The sequence below is a fragment of the Ruminococcus sp. AF17-12 genome (assembly GCF_003479245.1).
Classification (GTDB): Bacteria; Bacillota; Clostridia; order Lachnospirales; family Lachnospiraceae; genus Blautia_A; species Blautia_A fusiformis.
This window is the reverse complement of sequence record NZ_QUGY01000010.1, coordinates 68,035-82,739: the sequence shown is the minus strand read 5'-3', so window position 1 is coordinate 82,739 and position 14,705 is coordinate 68,035. Positions and strand designations below refer to the sequence as shown.

14 protein-coding genes and 2 pseudogenes are annotated in these 14,705 nt (G+C 45.0%); 15 read left to right on the top strand and 1 reads right to left on the bottom strand.

Features of this window, described 5'->3' with window-relative positions:
- Positions 1–91 precede the first annotated feature (91 nt).
- The 6 genes from DWW77_RS11985 to jag all read left to right on the top strand — a co-directional run bounded on the left by DWW77_RS11985 (position 92) and on the right by jag (position 3,745).
- Positions 92–328: a hypothetical protein gene (locus DWW77_RS11985; RefSeq protein ID WP_147417230.1), complete on the top strand. Its 237-nt coding sequence runs from the start codon at positions 92–94 to the stop codon at positions 326–328.
- A gap of 205 nt (positions 329–533) precedes the next feature.
- Positions 534–668: a 50S ribosomal protein L34 gene (rpmH, locus tag DWW77_RS11980; RefSeq protein WP_005423866.1), complete on the top strand. Its 135-nt coding sequence runs from the start codon at positions 534–536 to the stop codon at positions 666–668.
- Between the two features lie 82 nt (positions 669–750).
- Positions 751–1,113: a ribonuclease P protein component gene (rnpA, locus tag DWW77_RS11975; protein WP_021650160.1), complete on the top strand. Its 363-nt coding sequence runs from the start codon at positions 751–753 to the stop codon at positions 1,111–1,113.
- On the top strand, positions 1,094–1,303 hold the full coding sequence (yidD, locus tag DWW77_RS11970; protein WP_353611248.1) for a membrane protein insertion efficiency factor YidD: 210 nt from the start codon (positions 1,094–1,096) through the stop codon (positions 1,301–1,303). The genes rnpA and yidD overlap by 20 nt, the downstream gene beginning before the upstream one ends.
- Before the next feature lie 96 nt (positions 1,304–1,399).
- On the top strand, positions 1,400–2,716 hold the full coding sequence (locus DWW77_RS11965; RefSeq protein ID WP_227588498.1) for a membrane protein insertase YidC: 1,317 nt from the start codon (positions 1,400–1,402) through the stop codon (positions 2,714–2,716).
- Positions 2,717–2,737: 21 nt separating this feature from the next.
- Positions 2,738–3,745, top strand: coding sequence for an RNA-binding cell elongation regulator Jag/EloR (gene jag, locus DWW77_RS11960; protein ID WP_015526551.1), 1,008 nt, complete (start codon positions 2,738–2,740; stop codon positions 3,743–3,745).
- 119 nt (positions 3,746–3,864) lie between these two features.
- Here the strand turns inward: jag and DWW77_RS18550 are convergent.
- Positions 3,865–4,056, bottom strand: a pseudogene (locus DWW77_RS18550) (DUF6783 domain-containing protein).
- Between DWW77_RS18550 and DWW77_RS18545 the strand changes: the two are divergent.
- The 9 genes and pseudogenes from DWW77_RS18545 to DWW77_RS11915 form a co-directional block, all read left to right on the top strand.
- Positions 3,994–4,131 (top strand): annotated as a pseudogene (locus DWW77_RS18545) (DUF6783 domain-containing protein); the annotation flags it as partial. The pseudogenes DWW77_RS18550 and DWW77_RS18545 overlap by 63 nt on opposite strands.
- Positions 4,132–4,248: 117 nt before the next feature.
- Entirely contained in the window at positions 4,249–5,625 is a 1,377-nt protein-coding gene (gene mnmE / locus DWW77_RS11950; RefSeq protein WP_022427294.1) for a tRNA uridine-5-carboxymethylaminomethyl(34) synthesis GTPase MnmE, read from the top strand.
- Positions 5,626–6,302: 677 nt separating this feature from the next.
- Positions 6,303–6,671 (top strand): hypothetical protein, encoded by a 369-nt coding sequence (locus DWW77_RS11945; RefSeq protein ID WP_118608762.1) that lies wholly within the window; start codon positions 6,303–6,305, stop codon positions 6,669–6,671.
- Positions 6,668–8,557 (top strand): tRNA uridine-5-carboxymethylaminomethyl(34) synthesis enzyme MnmG, encoded by a 1,890-nt coding sequence (mnmG, locus tag DWW77_RS11940; RefSeq protein ID WP_021651030.1) that lies wholly within the window; start codon positions 6,668–6,670, stop codon positions 8,555–8,557. The genes DWW77_RS11945 and mnmG overlap by 4 nt, the downstream gene beginning before the upstream one ends.
- Positions 8,558–8,602: 45 nt before the next feature.
- Complete coding sequence (gene rsmG, locus DWW77_RS11935) at positions 8,603–9,322, top strand: 16S rRNA (guanine(527)-N(7))-methyltransferase RsmG (protein ID WP_059086520.1); 720 nt, start codon at positions 8,603–8,605, stop codon at positions 9,320–9,322.
- 302 nt (positions 9,323–9,624) lie between these two features.
- Complete coding sequence (locus tag DWW77_RS11930; RefSeq protein ID WP_118368774.1) at positions 9,625–10,695, top strand: ABC transporter ATP-binding protein; 1,071 nt, start codon at positions 9,625–9,627, stop codon at positions 10,693–10,695.
- Positions 10,692–11,555, top strand: a complete 864-nt coding sequence (locus tag DWW77_RS11925) for an ABC transporter permease (RefSeq protein ID WP_022426692.1) — start codon at positions 10,692–10,694, stop codon at positions 11,553–11,555. Before DWW77_RS11930 ends, DWW77_RS11925 begins: the two co-directional genes overlap by 4 nt.
- Before the next feature lie 13 nt (positions 11,556–11,568).
- A complete protein-coding gene (locus tag DWW77_RS11920) occupies positions 11,569–13,098 on the top strand; it encodes a GldG family protein (RefSeq protein WP_044961237.1) in 1,530 nt (509 codons plus the stop codon).
- The gene (locus DWW77_RS11915; RefSeq protein WP_118368773.1) at positions 13,098–14,654 is read left to right on the top strand and encodes a DUF4340 domain-containing protein; all 1,557 of its coding nucleotides are present in this window, start codon (positions 13,098–13,100) and stop codon (positions 14,652–14,654) included. Before DWW77_RS11920 ends, DWW77_RS11915 begins: the two co-directional genes overlap by 1 nt.
- The last annotated feature ends 51 nt before the right edge of the window (positions 14,655–14,705 follow it).

Below are 14,705 nucleotides of genomic sequence, written 5' to 3'. Positions count from 1 at the left end.
ACTGGAGATAGATATCCTTTTATATATTACAATGAAAATGGGGTTTTCGCAATGGAAAATCCTTGAGATTTTTGGGAAAAGAATGTGGATAATGTGGGGAAATTACTGTGGATTAGGGTGGATTATTGTGGATAAGAGTCCTGGAGGTTTCCATAAGTCGAGAATTGGTGGAAAATGTGGAAGAATTATGTGTATAAAAAAATCCACCTTAAAAATACCGCAAATAAAGGGTTTTTTTGAAAACGATGTGAACAAACTCTCCGAAAAAGTGGATAGATTTCCGGTCAATCCACAAGTTATCCACAAGTTATCCACAAAATGTGGATAATGTTACGTAAACCATAAGCGCTTTCCACATAAGAGAAAAAAATAAATACCGTAAGGTGGGGGTATTTTATAGAACCCTTGATTTTATCGGGTTTTTTGCAATTTTTACTTGACGAAAAGGAGGTTTATTTATATAATTGAAACGATGTTCTGAATGATAAGTTATTTCATAACAATTAAAAATAGATAAAGGAGGTGCTTTACCTATGAAGATGACATTTCAGCCAAAAAAGAGATCCAGAGCTAAAGTTCACGGCTTCAGAGCTCGCATGAGCACAAAGGGCGGACGTAAAGTATTAGCTGCAAGAAGATTAAAAGGAAGAAAACAGTTATCAGCATAAGCTGCAAGACCGCATTTATGTGGTCTTTTCTTCTATCCGGAGAAATATCCGCGCAGGCGGAATCTAATTAAGGAGGATTCGTTTGATCAGATCAGAGTCCTTAAAGAAAAATCAAGATTTTAAAGTTGTATATCAGAACGGAACATCGTACGCAAATCGGCTTCTGGTGATGTACGTGCTGAAGAATCAGCACATGAAGAATCGTCTGGGAATATCAGTAAGCAAAAAAGTAGGGAACAGTGTGGTTCGCCACAGACTCACCAGATTGATCAGAGAAAGCTATCGTCTCAACGAAACAGATTTTGACAGTAACCTTGATATTGTAGTAGTAGCGAGAGCCGCAGCCAAGGGCAAGAGCTTTCACGAGATCGAGAGTGCTTTTCTGCATCTTGCAAGAAAGCATCATATAACAGGGAATGAACATGATAAAGAAATTTCTGATTAAGATGATAAGGCTCTATCAAAAATATATATCGCCGATGAAGAGAACGAAATGTCCTTATATTCCCACATGTTCTCAATATGGTTTGGAAGCAATCGAAAAATATGGCGCATTTAAGGGCAGTCTTCTTGCGGCATGGAGGATATTGCGATGCAATCCTTTTTCCCACGGAGGCTATGACCCTGTGCCATGAATTATTTTGTGACTGTTCAGTACTTCCGCAGTTAGTGGACGAATGAATAGTTACCGGACTTTTACAATTGAATAAGAAGTCTAGGAGGAAATGAATTTGGAACTGTTTTTAGCAACAAAAACCGGAACTCCTATTATCGGACAGATCGCGTCTGTGATGGGATGGATCATGGATGGCATATATAAGATGCTTGACGGCCTGTTCGGAATCCAGAACATTGGTCTTTGTATCATTATCTTCAGTATTCTTATCTTTGCCTTTATGACACCGCTGCAGATCAAGCAGCAGAAATTCTCCAAGTTAAGCGCGATCATGCAGCCTGAGATCCAGAAGATCCAGAAGAAATATCAGGGTAAAAAGGATCAGGCTTCCATGATGAAAATGAACGAAGAAACCCAGGCTGTTTATCAGAAATATGGTGTTTCTCCAACCGGTAGCTGTGTACAGTTAGCCATTCAGATGCCTATTCTGTTTGCTCTGTATCAGGTTATCTACCGGATTCCTGCTTACGTTGGAAGTGTAAAGAACATTTTTACTGGTGTAGTTGACAACCTGCTAGCTGTAAACGGATACACAGATATCCTGCAGCAGTTTATCACAGACCATTCCATGACACGAGTGCGTCTCGTTATGGACAGTGCCGGAAATGCTACAAGTAACTCGATTGTTGATTTTCTGTATGCACTTTCTCCTTCCCAGTGGAAAGAGCTGGCACAGATGAATCAGTTTTCAGGATTTTCTGATGCGATCACAAAAGCATCCGGCAATATTTCCAAGATGCAGGGCTTCTGTGGCCTGAATATCGCAGACCAGCCGCTGTACTATATCATGGAATTCTTCAAAAATCATGGTTCTCTGTTACTTGCGATCGTAGCACTTCTGATCCCGGTTCTTGCATGGGCAACTCAGATGCTGAACCTGAAGCTTATGCCACAGGCTGCAACACAGCCGGCAGACGGAAATGATCAGGCCAGCGCAATGGCAAACTCCATGAAAACCATGAACATGGTCATGCCTCTGATGTCTGCATTCTTCTGTTTTACATTCCCGGTTGGTCTTGGTATCTACTGGATCGCCAGTGCTGTCGTTCGAAGTGCCCAGCAGTTTGCGATCAATCGTCATCTTGATAAGATGAACATTGATGATCTGGTTAATGAGAATATGAAGAAGATCGAAGCGAAGCGTGCGAAGGAAGGACTTCCGCCGCAGAAGATCACCAATCAGGCTCATCAGTCCGCCAAGAATATCAATAAACCTGTGATCAATAAGGGCAACAGCGGAAACAATGGTGCTTCAGACAGAGCACAGAAGGTTGATACTGCCTATGAGAAGGCAAGAAGTGCAAAACCGGGCAGCATCACAGCTAAAGCAAATCTCGTAAGAGACTTTGATGAGAGAAATAAGAAGAAATAATCAGGAACGGAGGGGTTCGTAATGGAGGATTACATTCAGTTTTCAGCAAAAACAAAGAATGAAGCTATCACAAAAGCGTGTCTTGAGCTTGGAACTTCCAGTGACCAGCTTGATATTCAGGTTATCAGTGAAGGCAGCTCCGGATTCTTCGGAATCGGCAGCAAACCTGCCGTGATCAAAGTTCGCAGAATCGAGCCAGTTTCTGATATGCAGGAGATCGATGAACTGGTAGAGTCCGTGAAACTGGACGCTATCAAAGAAGAGAAGAAATTAGAAAAGCCTTTTACTCCGGATGTAAAGAAAGAATCTGCACCGAAAGCAGCTCCTGCAGAGGAGAAGAAGCCGGTGAAGAAAGAAGCTGTACAGGTGGAGAAGGCATCCGAAGAAGCACCTGCAAAGGCAGCAGCACCAAAGGAAAGACCTGCAAGGGATTTCCAGGGCAAAGCAAAGCCTGCACGTGAGAAACAGCCAAGAGCTCCAAAGGAGCGTCAGCCGAAGGAAACACGTGAGAGAGCACCGAAGCAGGGCAGACCGATAGAGATCCTCAGCGATCCGGAGAAGATCAGAGAGGTTGAGGAGAGAGCAGTCGTATTTCTTCGTGACGTATTCGGTTCCATGGATCTTGGAGAAGTGGAGATCACATCGAAATACAACACTGCAGACGGTTCTCTGGATGTGGATTTTGAAGGTGAGGATATGGGTATCCTCATCGGAAAAAGAGGCCAGACACTGGATTCTCTTCAGTATCTGACAAGCCTTGTGGTAAACAAAGGCGAGTCTACCTACATTCGTGTAAAACTCGATACCGAGGACTACAGACGCCGTCGTAAGGAAACTCTGGAGAACCTTGCAAGAGGAATTGCCTTCAAGGTAAAGAAAACCAGAAAACCGGTAGTTCTGGAACCGATGAATCCGTACGAAAGAAGGATCATCCATGCATCTCTGCAGGGCAACCGCTATGTAGAGACAGTCAGTGAGGGAGAAGAACCTTACAGACATGTAGTAGTAAAACTGAAACGCAATAATTGATGATCCACCGGTAAAGCTATAAGCCGTATCCCGGAGCGTAAGCTCCGTGGGTACGGCTTTTTTGTATGGAACTGAAAATTAAAAATTATCATTGCAATCTCCGCAACAATTCTTTATAATCATTGAAGAGCAAATAACAAAAAGATATTTCTGCAGCGGACATCCGGAATGCAGAGATTAGAGCGTATTTGAAAAATCATTCCCGCAATCTGCACGCCCCACTTTGCGGTATATTTTGCCCGAATTCAGTTGCCGTAGCCCGCTACGGCGCCTTCATCCGGACAAAATCTCCCACAAATTGTGACGCACATCTTGCAGAAAGCCTTTTTCAAACACGCTCTAGCATTATAAATATGGAAACTGACAGAAGATGTTATTCTAGGTGAAAGCGTGAATAACACGTGTTTTTTGCGTGTAAAAAGCTTTTCCGGAGTAACATTTTTGCGTTTAACCGGATGCTTTTATCCGAATGCTTTTATCCGTTTGACAAAGGAGAGTGAAAAATGGAAGAGACAACGATTGCTGCGATTTCCACAGCCATGAGCGCATCGGGAATCGGGATCGTCAGGATCAGTGGCCCGGAGGCTTTTGAGATCGCATCCGGAGTATACCGTTCCAAGGGTGGAAAAAAATCTCTGAAAAACGTCCCAAGCCACACCATCCATTATGGATATATTTATGATAACGAAGAAATGGTAGACGAAGTGCTGGTCATGGCCATGCGCGGACCACGGACATACACAGGAGAAGATACCATAGAAATCGACTGCCACGGTGGCGTTTTAGCTATGAAAAAGGTACTGGAAACTGTGCTGAAAAACGGAGCCATTATTGCCGAGCCGGGAGAATTTACCAAGCGTGCATTCCTCAATGGAAGGATCGATCTTTCCCAGGCAGAGGCCGTTATGGATGTGATACAGTCCAAAAATGAGTACTCATTAAAGAATTCTGTAGGACAATTAAAAGGCTCGGTCCGAAAAACTGTACAGCAGATCAGAGAAAAACTACTGTACCATATAGCGTACATTGAATCGGCATTAGACGACCCAGAGCACTATGATCTGACAGGATATTCGGAAGAATTAGAGCAGATCGTAGCAGAAGAAAAAGAAAAAATACAGAACCTGTTAAAAACAGCCGGAGACGGAAAGATCATACAGGAAGGTATCCGGACCGTGATCCTGGGTAAGCCGAACGCAGGGAAATCTTCTCTGCTGAACCTGCTTCTGGGAGAGGACAGAGCCATCGTGACCGATATCGCAGGAACCACCAGAGACGTACTGGAAGAGTATATCAACCTGCATGGGATCACATTAAAGATTGCTGACACAGCCGGAATCCGCCAGACAGAAGACATCGTAGAGAAAATCGGCGTATCCAAAGCCAAAGAAATGGCAGCAGACGCAGACCTGATCCTCTATGTCGTAGATTCCTCCGTACCGTTAGATGAAAACGACGAAGAAATCATAAAAATTTTGCAAGAGAAAAAGACAATTGTCCTCTACAGCAAGACAGACCTTGAATCTGCTATAGATATAGAGGATTTAAAGAGCAGAATAAACCAGCCGGTAATCCCAATCTCCGCAAAAGAAGAAACCGGGATCACAGACCTGGAAGAAAAAATCCGGGAAATGTTCTTCAGTGGGGAGATTGACTTCAATGATGAAGTCTACATCACCAATGAACGCCACAGACAGGAGCTTTTAAAAGCACAGGAAAGTCTTTCTCTGGTAGAAAATAGCATAGAAAGCGGAATGCCGGAGGATTTTTATTCCATAGACCTGACAGATGCATACGAAAGTCTGGGACGGATTCTGGGAGAATCACTTGGGGAAGACCTTGTTAATGAGATATTTTCTAAATTTTGTATGGGGAAATAATAACCGCATGGGCTGCGGAGGCCCCGGCCGAATGGCCGCATAGATTGCGGAACTCCGGCCGTATATGCCGCATGGATTGCGGAACTCCGGTCGTATAACCGCATAGATTGCGGCTACCTGTTGTATGCCACATGGACTGCGGAAGCCCGCAGAGGGTAGATCACATTGGAATGTGAGAAAACCGCAAAGGGGCACAAGGCCGCGCCCCTCTGCACACCCCTGGGCCTTTTTTATATAGTGCAGCGATTGTGGAATGCTGAAAGAAACTAACTTGTGTCTGTATGCTTCTGTATCGGCAATTCGACACTAAGCCGAAATATATCAAACGGAACTTTGTATATTTCTGTAGGATATATTGTTGCATAATATAGATTGCGGAGACCCCGCCGTATATACCGCATAGATTGCGGAACTCCGGCTGTATATGCCGCATGGGTTGTGGAACCTCGGCCGTATATGCCGCATAGGCTGCGGCCTCCGGCTGTATGGCACATAGGCTGCGGCCCCGCAGAGGGTAGATCACATTGAAATGTGAGAAAACCGCAAAGGGGCACAAGGCCGCGCCCCTCTGCACACCCCTGGGCCTTTTTTATATAGTGCGGCGATTGTGGAATGCTGAAAGATGCTAACTTGTACCTGTATGCTTCTGTACTGGCAATTCAACACTGAGCCGAAATATGGCAGACGGAAGCAGGAATAACCCCGCAGACGTGCACCGCACGTCGAGAACCTCGTTACAGTTCCATCACAACAATAGGCACAACGTTTCACATCCAATACCGAAGCATACAGACAAAAGTCAACACCGTATCACACACCACAACCCAAGAACTCCTAAAAAAAAGCCCGAGGGGTGTGCAGAGGGGCCGTGGCTTTACGGCCCCTTTGCGGTTTTCCACAGTTTCCCAAAGCAAAAAAAACAGGCCCTCTGCCAAGAAACCAAAACTAAAACCAAAAACCAACCACACAATAAACAAAGAAAAAGAAAATCACAAAGAAAAATAAAGAAAAAGAATAAGAGAAAAAATAAAGGAGAAAAAGCATGAAAAATCTGGAACAGTTTTTCGACATCATAGTAGTAGGCGCCGGCCACGCAGGCTGCGAAGCATCACTGGCATGCGCCCGCTTAGGGCTCAACACAGTCATGTTCACAGTCAGCGTAGACAGCATCGCCCTTATGCCCTGCAACCCCAATGTAGGCGGCAGCTCCAAAGGGCATCTCGTCCGTGAGCTGGATGCTCTCGGTGGGGAAATGGGTAAAAACATAGACAAAACCTTCATCCAGTCCAAAATGCTCAACCAGTCCAAAGGCCCTGCAGTCCATTCCCTTCGTGCACAGGCCGATAAACAGGCCTACAGTACAGAAATGAGAAAGACACTGGAAAATACAGAGAACTTAACCATCCGCCAGGGTGAAGTGACCGAGCTTCTGGTAGAAGACGGGCACATCACCGGTGTAAAAACCTTCTCAGGAGCCACCTACCACGCAAAAGCTGTAGTCCTCTGTACAGGAACCTACCTCAAGGCCCGCTGCATTTACGGCGACGTCAGCAACTATACAGGACCGAACGGCCTTCAGGCAGCCAATTACCTTACGGATTCCCTGAAAAAGCTGGGGATCGAAATGTTCCGCTTCAAAACAGGAACTCCGGCCAGAATCGCCGGAAACACCATTGATTATTCTAAGATGGAAGAGCAGTTCGGAGATGAAAGAGTCGTACCGTTCTCTTTTTCCACAGACCCGGAAGCTGTACAGATCGAGCAGAAATCCTGCTGGCTGACCTATACAAACGAAAAAACACACGAGATCATCCGTGCAAATCTGGACAGATCCCCCCTTTATTCCGGAATGATCGAAGGAACCGGACCACGTTACTGTCCGTCCATTGAGGATAAAGTAGTTCGTTTTGCAGACAAAAAACGCCATCAGGTATTTATCGAACCGGAAGGTCTTTACACAAATGAAATGTACATCGGCGGAATGTCCAGCTCCCTGCCGGAGGATGTTCAGTACGAGATGTACCATTCCGTACCGGGTCTGGAGAACGCCAGGATTGTAAAAAATGCTTACGCTATTGAGTATGACTGCATTAATCCGCGCCAGCTCTATCCCACACTGGAATTCAAAAAGATCAAGGGCCTTTTCAGCGGCGGACAGTTTAACGGAAGCTCCGGATATGAGGAAGCAGCCGCTCAGGGCCTCATAGCGGGAATTAATGCAGCTATGGAGGTAAAAGGCCGGGAACAGCTGATTTTGGACCGCTCAGAGGCATATATTGGCGTTCTCATCGATGATCTGGTAACAAAGGAGAACCATGAGCCGTACCGAATGATGACAAGCCGTGCTGAGTACCGTCTGCTCCTCCGCCAGGACAACGCAGATCTTCGTCTTCGTAAAAAAGGCTGGGAGGTCGGCCTGATCGATGATGAGACATACCATAAATTACAGGAAAAAGAGCGCCGGATCCAGGAAGAGATCGAGAGAGTGGAACATGCAACCGTAGGTGGTTCTGCAGAGGTACAGAGCCTTCTGGAATCTCTGAACAGTACCCTTCTGAAATCCGGAACCACCATTGCAGAGCTGATCCGTCGGCCGGAGCTTAACTATAAGGTGCTTGCACCCATCGATAAAGAAAGACCGGAGCTTCCGGAAGATGTATGTGAGCAGGTAGAGATCAACATCAAATATGATGGCTACATCCGCCGTCAGATGAAGCAGGTAGAGCAATTTAAGAAACTGGAGCAGAAAAAGCTTCCGGAAGACATTGATTACGAAGATGTAGGAAGCCTCCGCATTGAGGCACGCCAGAAGCTGGAAGCCTACAGACCGGTGTCCATCGGCCAGGCGTCCCGTATCTCCGGTGTATCCCCGGCTGACATTTCCGTGCTTCTTGTATATCTGGAAAGCAGATCCGAACATAAACACAGATAATACAAAGAATAACAATAAAACACAGAAAATAAGAGAGGAAGCTGCATGTACAATTTAGAAATCCTGGAAAAAGGCTGCGAGGAGCTTGGGATCACACTCAGTGACACGCAGAAAAACCAGTTTATTCGGTTCTACGAATATCTTGTAGAAAAAAACAAAGTCATGAACCTCACCGGTATCACAGAATTTGACGAGGTTCTCGTGAAACATTTCCTGGACAGCCTCTGCTGCGTCAAGGCTGTAGATATGGGTAAGATAAAAACCGTTATGGACATCGGAACCGGCGCCGGATTCCCGGGTGTTCCCCTGAAGATTGCCTTCCCGGAGGTGGAAGCCTGCCTTCTGGACTCCCTCAATAAAAGAGTAAAATTCTTGGAAGAAACCTTTGCGCTCCTGGGCCTGGAGGGGATTTCCGCCATTCACGGAAGAGCTGAAGAATATGCAAAAAACAAAGCCTACAGAGAAAAATATGATCTCTGCGTATCCAGAGCAGTATCCGGACTGGCAACCCTGTCTGAATACTGTCTCCCGTATGTAAAAGTCGGAGGGCTTTTTGTCTCCTATAAATCCGGTTCTGTAAAGGAAGAAGCAGAAGCAGCAGAGAAAGCAGTAAAGATCCTTGGTGGAAAGATCAGGGATATTCAGTACTTTGACCTTCCGGGATCTGAGATCGGCCGCTCCCTGGTCATTATCGAGAAGGTAAAGAACACCCCAGGCAAATATCCGAGAAAAGCCGGAACACCGCTCAGAGAGCCACTGGCATAAGATACCTCCTGTCGAACAAAGGCAAAATCTGTCCGACAGGAGATTTTTTTGTCCGGGAGTTTCACAAAATTATCACAAATTTATCCTACTTTTATCACAAATTACTTTTACACTATAATCCGATAGAGATGCCCCTGGATTCCCCCATTCTCTGTTTCATCCAGGGGCATTTTCTATTGGTGTTGAAAAGACGCCAGAGTCAAGGGCTTCAGTTTCAGGACCTTTTGCCTCTGGCATCTTATAAAATGGGAAATCGATAATTAAAAAAAGTATTTCCCTGAGAATAAAAGGAGGAGAGTAAAGTGATCGAAGTAAGTAATCTGGTCAAAAAGTATGGCGATCATACTGCAGTTGACCATCTTTCCTTTCAGATCGAAAAGGGGAAAATTTACGGATTCCTGGGCCCCAACGGTGCAGGAAAATCAACAACTATGAACATGATCACAGGATACATTGCTTCCACAGAAGGAAAAGTGATGATCGATGGTCATGATATTCTGGAGGAACCGGAGGCAGCCAAGAAATGTATCGGCTATCTGCCGGAAATGCCGCCGCTCTATTTTGACATGACTGTTCTTGAGTACATGAAATTTGCGGCTGATCTGAAAAAAATCCCAAGAAACCAAAAAGACAAGCAGATAAAAGAAGTCATGGATATGGTAAAGATCACAGACATGAAAGACCGTCTGATCAAAAACCTTTCCAAAGGTTATCGCCAGAGGGTGGGCCTTGCACAGGCAATCCTGGGATATCCGGAGGTGATCATCCTGGATGAGCCGACAGTAGGACTTGATCCGAAGCAGATCATCGAGATCCGTGACCTGATCAAAGGCCTGAAGCAGAAGCACACGGTTATCCTAAGCTCCCATATCCTTTCCGAGGTAAGAGCAGTGTGTGATTATGTTCTGATCATTTCCCATGGAAAGCTGGTAGCCAGCGATACACCGGATAATCTGGAACGTCTGGCAGCAGGCTCCAACAGCCTCCTTATGAAGATAAAAGGCGAGAAAGACACGATTCGAAAAGCTCTGGAAACGATCGAAGGCGTAACCGGGGTGGAAATGTCCTATGACAGCGATGAGAAATTGTGGAAAACAAAACTTTCCATTCAGGAAAATGTGGATATCCGTGAAAAAGTCTTCTACGCTATGGCAAAAGCGAACTGTCCAATCTACGAGATGCAGGTTAAGAGAGTTTCCCTTGAGGATGTATTCCTTGAGCTTACCGAAGGAGAGAAAAAATCCGCCGGAAAACCGGAAAGCTCACAGTGGAAACCGGTAGAAGACAGATCATCGGAAGAAGAAAAAACTCAGGAAGAAAAAAACGGGGAACCAGAGAAGGCTTCTGATGAGAAAGAGGGGGATCAGTCATGACAGCGATTTTTAAAAGAGAACTGAAAAGCTATCTGACCTCCATGGTTGGATATCTCTTCATATTTTTCGTCCTGGTGCTGACCGGAATTTATTTTTCCGCATATCAGCTTTCAGGCGGCTATTCAAAATTTGAAACTACCTTAAGCGCACTGACCTTTGTGTTCCTGATCGGTGTGCCGATCCTTTCCATGCGTGTACTTGCAGAAGAGCGCAAGCAGAAAACGGATCAGCTTCTTCTGACCGCACCGGTATCTGTATGGGATATCGTATTTGGAAAATATCTTGCACTGGTAGCTGTGTTTGCCATTCCGGTCGTGATCATGTGCGTTTATCCTCTGATCATGAGTAAGTTCGGAACGATTTCCTATGCTTCCGCATACACCGGGATCCTGGGATTTTTCCTTCTGGGATGCGCGAATCTGGCGATCGGTGTATTTATGTCAGCACTTACAGAAAGCCAGGTAATTGCAGCAGTACTTACTTTTGTATTCCTGTTCGCCTTCTATATGATGAACGGAATTTCCTCATTCTTTTCACAGACCTCCATGTCAACCGCAGTGGCATTCGGACTTCTGATCGTGGCGATCGCTATCATCATTTATACCATGATCAAAAATGTCCTGATCTCTGTAGTGATCGGAGCTGTGGGAGAGATTGCTCTTGTGATCGTATACGTTGTAAAATCCAGTATTTTCCAGGGCGGTATCCAGAAGGTACTGAACGTATTTAACCTGAGTGGACATTATGATAATTTTACAAACGGCGTGTTTGACGTGACAGGAATCGTTTATTTTATTTCTGTTATTGCGATCTGCCTGTTCCTTACCATGCAGTCCATTCAGAAGAGACGCTGGAACTAGGGGGTGAATGGAAATGAAATTCAGTGAGAAATTTAAGAAAAATAAAGGCGAGGCAGCCGTACCGGAGACAGCACAGGACTCCGGCAAAAAGAAACATAAACCGGATCCGAAAAAGCTGGTAGGCACCATCAGCAAAAAACATATCAAAAATGGTTCCTACAGCATGGCTATGGCAGCTGTCTTTATCGTGATCGTGGTTGTGATCAATATGATCGTCGGGGCGATCCCATCCAAATATTCACAGCTGGATGTAAGCTCATCCAAGCTTTACACCATCGGTGATGAAACAAAGAAGGTACTGAAGGCACTGGATAAGGATGTTACCATTTATCAGATCGCGGCAAGCGGTTCTGAGGACGACACGATCTCCAATCTGCTTTCACGTTATAAAGATGAGTCCAAGCATATTAAAGTTGAGGTGAAAGACCCTGTTGTAAATCCGAAATTTGCATCGGAATATACAACCGATGATCTTGCGTCAAACAGCTTGATCGTAGTCTGCGGCGACAGAAACAAGGTTATCAATTACAACGATATGTATTCCTCTTCAGTAGACTATAATACCTGGCAGCAGACTACTACCGGATTTGATGGAGAAGGACAGATCACAAGTGCGATCGGCTATGTGACATCCGAGGATCTTCCGATCATGTACACCTTATCCGGACACGGAGAAAAAGATCTGGATTCCAGCTTTAAAGAAGATATCCAGAAAGCAAACATTGATATCAAGGAGCTGAACCTTCTCACAGAGGGAAAGGTTCCGGATGATGCAGACTGCCTGATGATCGTATCTCCGACCAGCGATATTTCCGAGGAAGAAAAAACAGAGCTCCTGGATTATCTGGAGGCAGGCGGAAAAGCTATGATCTTCTCGGATTATACACAGGATGATCTGCCGAACTTTGATGCGGTTCTTGAAAACTATGGTGTAAAGTGTGCCGAGGGAATCGTATTTGAGGGTGATAATCAGCATTATGGAATGCAGATGCCATATTATCTTGTACCAACAGTCAACAGCACAGATGCAAGCTCTGAGACAGCTTCTGCAGGCTCCTATGTACTGGCACCATATGCGCAGGGCATTCAGAAAACAGATGATGTAAGAGATACCGTAACCATCGACAGTATCCTGACAACCTCTGACAAGGCTTACTCCAAAACAAATATGCAGAGCAGCAATATCGAAAAGGAAGACGGAGATGTAGACGGACCGTTTGATCTTGGTGTTGCCATCACTGAGAAACTGGATGATGATAAGGAAACACAGATCGTTTACTACTCCACAGCAAATCTGATGGAGAGCCAGATAAACCAGATGGTATCCGGCGGAAATGAAAAGCTCCTTCTGGAGTCCTTAAACTGGATGACCAGCACAGACGACAGTAATTCCGTTTCTATTCCATCCAAGAGCCTTGAGTCCACAAGCCTGACAGTAACCGATTATGATGCAGCCTTCTGGAAGATCTGTACCATTGGTCTGATCCCGGGAGTATTCCTTGTTGCAGGATTCCTGATCTGGCTTAAGAGGAGAAAAGCATAATGAAAAAATCGACCAAACTTGTTTCAGCAGTTGTTGTTCTGGCAGTTCTCGGCGGCGTTTATGTGGGACTGAACACCTACGTATCCAAAGAAGAAAAGACAGAGAGCAGCGAAGAGGAAAGCAAAACAGAAGTGTTTTCCGTGAAAACGGATGACATTAAATCCCTGGAATTTATCGTAGACAAGAAGGAAGTGACCTTTGAGAAAAAAGATGATTCCTGGGTGAAAAAGGATGAGACTGCTTTTCCTGTAAATCAGACAACTCTGGATTCCGCAGCTTCCGCCATCAAAAAGGTGGAAGCGGACAGAGTCCTGGAGGATGTGGAGGATCTTACGGAATACGGACTGGATTCTCCATCTAACACAGTAACCGTTGATACCGCTGATGGGACAACGAAGCTCAACATCGGAGATGAGAATACGTCTACGAATCAGTATTACATTTCCAAGGATGATGATGACAGCACGGTATATGTAGTGGCAGCAGATACAGTGTCTCCGTTTATGAATTCCCTTTACGATTATGCACAGGGAGAAGATTTCCCGACAATTGATTCTTCCACAGTGAAAAAGGTCCAGGTCAGTGAGAATAAAGATTCCTATGTCCTGGAAGAAAATTCCGACGGAGCTACCTGGGATGTTTCCGGTGACGGAAACAGCGATAAAGAGTCTGCCGATACAACGGCAGCAGGAAATGTAACCTCCGGACTTGGAAACTTTGCATTTGACCAGTTTGTAAACTACAATGCAGAGGATCTTTCCCAGTATGGCCTTGATAAGCCCTATGCGACGATTACAGTGGATTATCAGGAAAAGGTGAAGAATAACAGCACAGACAGTACAGAATCCGGAGAAAACGATTCTACGGCCTCTGAGAGTGATTCTGAGAGCGGCGCCAGCGCTGACACGGATAGCAGCTCAGAAGATGCAGACAGCAAGACAACCACAGTGGATAAACAGCTTGTCATTTACGTTGGCGATGAGGCAGGAGATGGCAGCAGATATGTAACGGTAGATAACAAACAGATCTATACAATGTCAACGGATACACTGAGTGCAGTTATTGACAAGACGCCGTCAGATCTCTGGTCACTGATCGTCAATTATGTGTCTGTAAAAAATCTGGATCAGCTCCAGGTTACTTACGGTGAAACAACAAGTACTGTAAATGTTTCACGTGAAACATCCACAGATGATGACGGAAACGAGAAAGAAACAACAACTTATCAGCTGAATGGTAAGGAAATAGAAAGTACAACCTTTACTACCTTCTACAACAAGTTGATAAACATGGCAGGACAGAAGAGACTGACAGACGCTTATACACCGGCTGCAGATCCGGAGATGACCGCTGTATTCACAGACTCTGACAAGAACCAGACAACCGTTACCTTCTACACATATGACACAAACTATTATGCAGCTGTCGTTGGAGACAAGGTATTTCTTGTAAACAAAATGACAGTAAAAGAAATGTTCAATGCATATGAAACCATGGTAAACGGTGAAACAGAGACAGAAGCCACAGCAACACCAACAGCTGAGACGGAAAAATAAAATATTAAGAAAATAAATAAAAACACCTCGGAGATCCGCAAACAATAAGGT

Excerpts from the sequence above, each read along its gene's own strand:
- rpmH (WP_005423866.1), top strand. The coding sequence starts at position 534 with ATGAAGATGACATTTCAGCCAAAAAAGAGATCCAGAGCTAAAGTTCAC.
- DWW77_RS11925 (WP_022426692.1), top strand. The coding sequence starts at position 10,692 with ATGACAGCGATTTTTAAAAGAGAACTGAAAAGCTATCTGACCTCCATG.
- DWW77_RS11985 (WP_147417230.1), top strand. The coding sequence starts at position 92 with ATGTGGGGAAATTACTGTGGATTAGGGTGGATTATTGTGGATAAGAGT.
- mnmG (WP_021651030.1), top strand. The coding sequence starts at position 6,668 with ATGAAAAATCTGGAACAGTTTTTCGACATCATAGTAGTAGGCGCCGGC.
- DWW77_RS11915 (WP_118368773.1), top strand. The coding sequence starts at position 13,098 with ATGAAAAAATCGACCAAACTTGTTTCAGCAGTTGTTGTTCTGGCAGTT.
- jag (WP_015526551.1), top strand. The coding sequence starts at position 2,738 with ATGGAGGATTACATTCAGTTTTCAGCAAAAACAAAGAATGAAGCTATC.
- DWW77_RS11920 (WP_044961237.1), top strand. The coding sequence starts at position 11,569 with ATGAAATTCAGTGAGAAATTTAAGAAAAATAAAGGCGAGGCAGCCGTA.
- DWW77_RS11945 (WP_118608762.1), top strand. The coding sequence starts at position 6,303 with ATGGCAGACGGAAGCAGGAATAACCCCGCAGACGTGCACCGCACGTCG.
- rsmG (WP_059086520.1), top strand. The coding sequence starts at position 8,603 with ATGTACAATTTAGAAATCCTGGAAAAAGGCTGCGAGGAGCTTGGGATC.
- mnmE (WP_022427294.1), top strand. The coding sequence starts at position 4,249 with ATGGAAGAGACAACGATTGCTGCGATTTCCACAGCCATGAGCGCATCG.